The 3,556-nt window shown below is 47.1% G+C and carries 6 protein-coding genes; 2 read left to right on the plus strand and 4 right to left on the minus strand.

The annotated features are described in order from the left end of the window. The first annotated feature begins 301 nt into the window (after positions 1-301). Together GOB86_RS15025 and GOB86_RS15030 are read left to right on the plus strand one after the other, a co-directional pair. Positions 302-544: a recombinase family protein gene (locus tag GOB86_RS15025; RefSeq protein ID WP_110507851.1), complete on the plus strand. Its 243-nt coding sequence runs from the start codon at positions 302-304 to the stop codon at positions 542-544. Positions 545-603: 59 nt separating this feature from the next. Then, on the plus strand, positions 604-1,191 hold the full coding sequence (locus GOB86_RS15030; RefSeq protein ID WP_165993460.1) for a DUF4879 domain-containing protein: 588 nt from the start codon (positions 604-606) through the stop codon (positions 1,189-1,191). A 35-nt stretch (positions 1,192-1,226) separates the two neighbouring features. Here GOB86_RS15030 and GOB86_RS15035 read toward each other — a convergent pair whose 3' ends face one another. The 4 genes from GOB86_RS15035 to GOB86_RS15050 all read right to left on the minus strand — a co-directional run bounded on the left by GOB86_RS15035 (position 1,227) and on the right by GOB86_RS15050 (position 3,025). After that, entirely contained in the window at positions 1,227-1,637 is a 411-nt protein-coding gene (locus GOB86_RS15035; RefSeq protein ID WP_165993462.1) for a hypothetical protein, read from the minus strand. A 66-nt stretch (positions 1,638-1,703) separates the two neighbouring features. Then, positions 1,704-2,096, minus strand: coding sequence for a hypothetical protein (locus GOB86_RS15040; protein WP_165993464.1), 393 nt, complete (start codon positions 2,094-2,096; stop codon positions 1,704-1,706). A 57-nt stretch (positions 2,097-2,153) separates the two neighbouring features. Beyond that, positions 2,154-2,429, minus strand: a complete 276-nt coding sequence (locus tag GOB86_RS15045) for a hypothetical protein (protein WP_165993466.1) — start codon at positions 2,427-2,429, stop codon at positions 2,154-2,156. Continuing rightward, positions 2,426-3,025: a helix-turn-helix domain-containing protein gene (locus GOB86_RS15050; protein WP_165993468.1), complete on the minus strand. Its 600-nt coding sequence runs from the start codon at positions 3,023-3,025 to the stop codon at positions 2,426-2,428. Before GOB86_RS15050 ends, GOB86_RS15045 begins: the two co-directional genes overlap by 4 nt. Between the last annotated feature and the right edge of the window lie 531 nt (positions 3,026-3,556).

Here is a 3,556-nt window from a genome sequence, read left to right on the forward strand (position 1 = left end):
TGCTGTGTCCCGCTGCTTTCAGGGCAAGAGCTTCCTTGAAAAGAATGTCACGCCGTTCCCCAGAGGCTGACCTGACGACCGCCTGCGCCTCTTCTGGATGCGCTCTGATTGGGGTCGGTACATAGAACGGGCACAGATATACGCTAAGGTCGGATGCTGAGGGTATATGACGGAAAACAGGTGTTTTCCGTCATTTTTTTCTTGCCGGGAAAAGATAGCCACCAAGGTAGCAAAAACTGCACGACAAACCATGTCGCTTTGCATTACTGTGCGGAAACTCTTCTGATGAGGTTTGTCGTACATGCTGGTCGGTTATATGCGAGTGTCCTCAGCCGACGAACGCCAGTCAGTGGATCTCCAGCGCGATGCGCTGATCGCGGCTGGCGTCGATGCACGCCACATTCATTCCGACAAGGCCTCTGGTGCCCGCGATGATCGCCCTGGCCTCAAGACGTGCCTCGCCTGGCTCAAGGAAGGGGATACGCTGGTGGTCTGGAAACTCCGCCCGCTCCGGCAAGCCGTCACAATCACCGATAATCCTTAGCGTATATCTGTGCCCGTTTTATGTACCGACCCCAGAATTGGCAGTGTTTGGAGTGATTGATGATGAAAAATACTATCCTGAGAGTATTTTTTTTGTCGTTTGTTTTTGGAATGCCAGTGCTTGAACCAGTATCTGTTCGAGCTGAATCATTAAATGGAAAACAAGAAATATCTTTAATTAAATCAATAGAGCCATTGAAATTGAACGGAACAACACTAGGTGTTGTAAAAGAGAAAACTGTAAATGTTCAAGTTAGAAGCATCGCTCCACCTCTAACTGATATGTGGGTATATGCAGTTGCATCAAGTAATTGCGGCGTTGAGTATATGACGGCAAAATATCAAGCATCAACGACATGTGATCATGGTGGAGCGATGCTACGTATTGCTGTTATAGAGGTTGGATATGGGAAATCAACATATGCATCTATGAATAATACGGAATTGCCAAAGACGAATAATTACCAGACAATACCTATGTGTGTAAAAAACAATCAATATTATTGGCCGTGTGACACTGGAGATAGTGTTGTTGGATTTGTGAAATTATGGAGTGCTGATGGGTATCAAGGCGGGGTATTCAAAAATGTGGATATTTCTGCAAATCCCCCAGTTCAATCATTAAGCACGACAATAAACATAAAATAATATTTGAGCATGGGGGTAAAAAATTGCCCCCATGCTCATGCTGTAATATCTACACTGTTTGTTTGATTGTTTTTCATAATATGTAATGCCTTTTCAAGCAGTCCTAAACTTTCAAAATCATGATTTGATTTTGCTCCTTCTAATCCATTTTTAACTATACTGAAAAAATCAACTTTTTTGTTGAGATTTAAATTGTAATCTCCAGATACTGGAATATCTAATGACATAAACATAAACGGACTGGCGTCATCGAGTGTCATTTTCCCAGACTTTATTTGTTCATTTGACCAATCCCTAAGTTCCTGCCGTGACATATTTGTAAAATCAACTGCAATTGAATTAGATGAAAATGCTGTTTTATTGGATGTAGCTTGTGAGGATTCTGTTTTTTGTGATGCAAGGTTTTTCTGGATGTAGCTAGGTGGTGATACAGAGTTAACTAACATGATTACTTCTCCATAATACTTTTAGATTTTTATATAGTAACTGGGTGAGTCGTTTGATTCACCCAGTTAAGCTATTATCGAGCGGTTTTGAGAGGTATGTACGTCATTTTGTTCAAGAGTTTCTCTCAGAGCTTTAAGAGAATCAATGTTGTCTTTGACATTAATTGTGCCATATTTTTTTTCATAATCCAGCATCGAATCAATCATCGAATACATATTTGTTGATCCAGCAACCTGTTTTCCACCATTAACACCTATAAACGCATACCCATCCATTAAAGCCATTTCTACACTTTGATGGAGAGAGATTTTTCCTTCATTTCCTAGTTCTCTTCTTGCAGATTCCATTTCTTGAGGGGTCATATTACTGAAATCTAGATTAAGAGATGGGGTGTTCTTAGCTCTGGAACCGTTGTCCGGTAGGTCATAGGTGATGTTAGTGTAACCACTGACTTTCATAGTAAACTCCTAAGATAGGAACATTTATTATTAGTGTTATACAGGAATAGTTAAAAATCAATGATTGGATCGAGAAAGAAGTTCACTTTCGAGAGCTTCAATACGTCCTTCCAATTCACGCCGCCATGAGAGGCTGGCTCCCATTGTCTCAGCTTTGAGCATCACTTCCAGATCGTCCCGCAGTTCGCCCATGCGGGTACCGAGACGCTGGGTATATTGCAGGTTGGTTGTGACCGCTTGATGCAATTCCACCTGGTTGCGGGCGAGCTTATCGACCTTCTCTTCTAGCCGTCGCAGATGGACAAGAACAAGGTTTTCCGGTGCCTCAGTCATGATGCGCCTCCCTGAAGGAGTTCGAGTTGCATGGGTGGGCGGGTTTCCGCGGCCTGCGCCTTGCGGACGTCCAGTGAGCCGTTCCATGCCACATGCGGGTTGATGAAATACACGGCCATTCCTCGACCCTGCATACCTTCAATTTTGCGGCGTTCGCGGCGGATTACGTCCATTTTTTCCAGCGTGCCCATCATGCGACTGATGTGGTTCGAAGTGCATCCGACTTTCTCGGCGAGCTGGTCGCGGGTGAGGAGAACTTCGCCCGTATCCTGCCGGAGATTAACCAACACCAGATCGAAAACATGGCGGACCTGATGAGGCCGGTCATTGGATGGCAGGGCACGAATAGCATCCCAGATGGCGATAGTTTGGTTGCGGCTCAACATGGTGAAACCTCCCGGCCAAAGCCCTTCTGTGGTGTCTGGTCGCGCGGCCTTCTGTAGCGCGTATGTGGCCCTTGAGATGGCTATACGCGCCTCTCCGGGCAAATGCTGCAGGAGTTCTTCGGACAGGAGCGAGAGCTGCTCGGCCACCTGTGCCGCTTCCTCTCGTTCGGAGCGTTGCTGGTGGGTAGTGAGGCGCATAATCTGGGCCATGGTCTGCTCCCTGTGGAGAACCTGTTTTTAGGTGCCGGGCTCTGGCACTAATAGGTGCCGGAATCCGGCACTTAAAACAACCTGTTTTTCTTGGTTCTCTGCGGGGTGTGGCGATCCCTAAGAAAGAGAAAAGAATCTAATCCCCCTGTTGTCCCCCCTTTTCTCGGTGGAAAACTGCCATTTCGGAGCCTGTTTCGGCGCCCTGCGGGCGGGCTACGCCGCTCCCGCTCCGCGCTCGCCCGGACCCTGTAACACCGGCGGAATCGGGCAAGAGAAGATGGCTCAGGAAACGACGAGGGGGCTGGTCAGGGTATCGCCCAGCCATGAACCATCTGCTGGACGTCGAGGTAGGGGTAACAATAATCCTGCCCGTGTTGTCGCTCGATCCGCCATCCCTGCCCCCGGCATTGCGTCACCAGATCGACGCGGATTTCTCACACTTGGGGTTATTTCAGGTTATTTTGTAGAATTCAGTCATCCCACAGGAGCCCGATCTGGAATATTGACGATATTCTGCTTCTGGCGGCGGGT

Source organism: Acetobacter lambici, assembly GCF_011516885.1.
Lineage (GTDB): Bacteria > Pseudomonadota > Alphaproteobacteria > Acetobacterales > Acetobacteraceae > Acetobacter > Acetobacter lambici.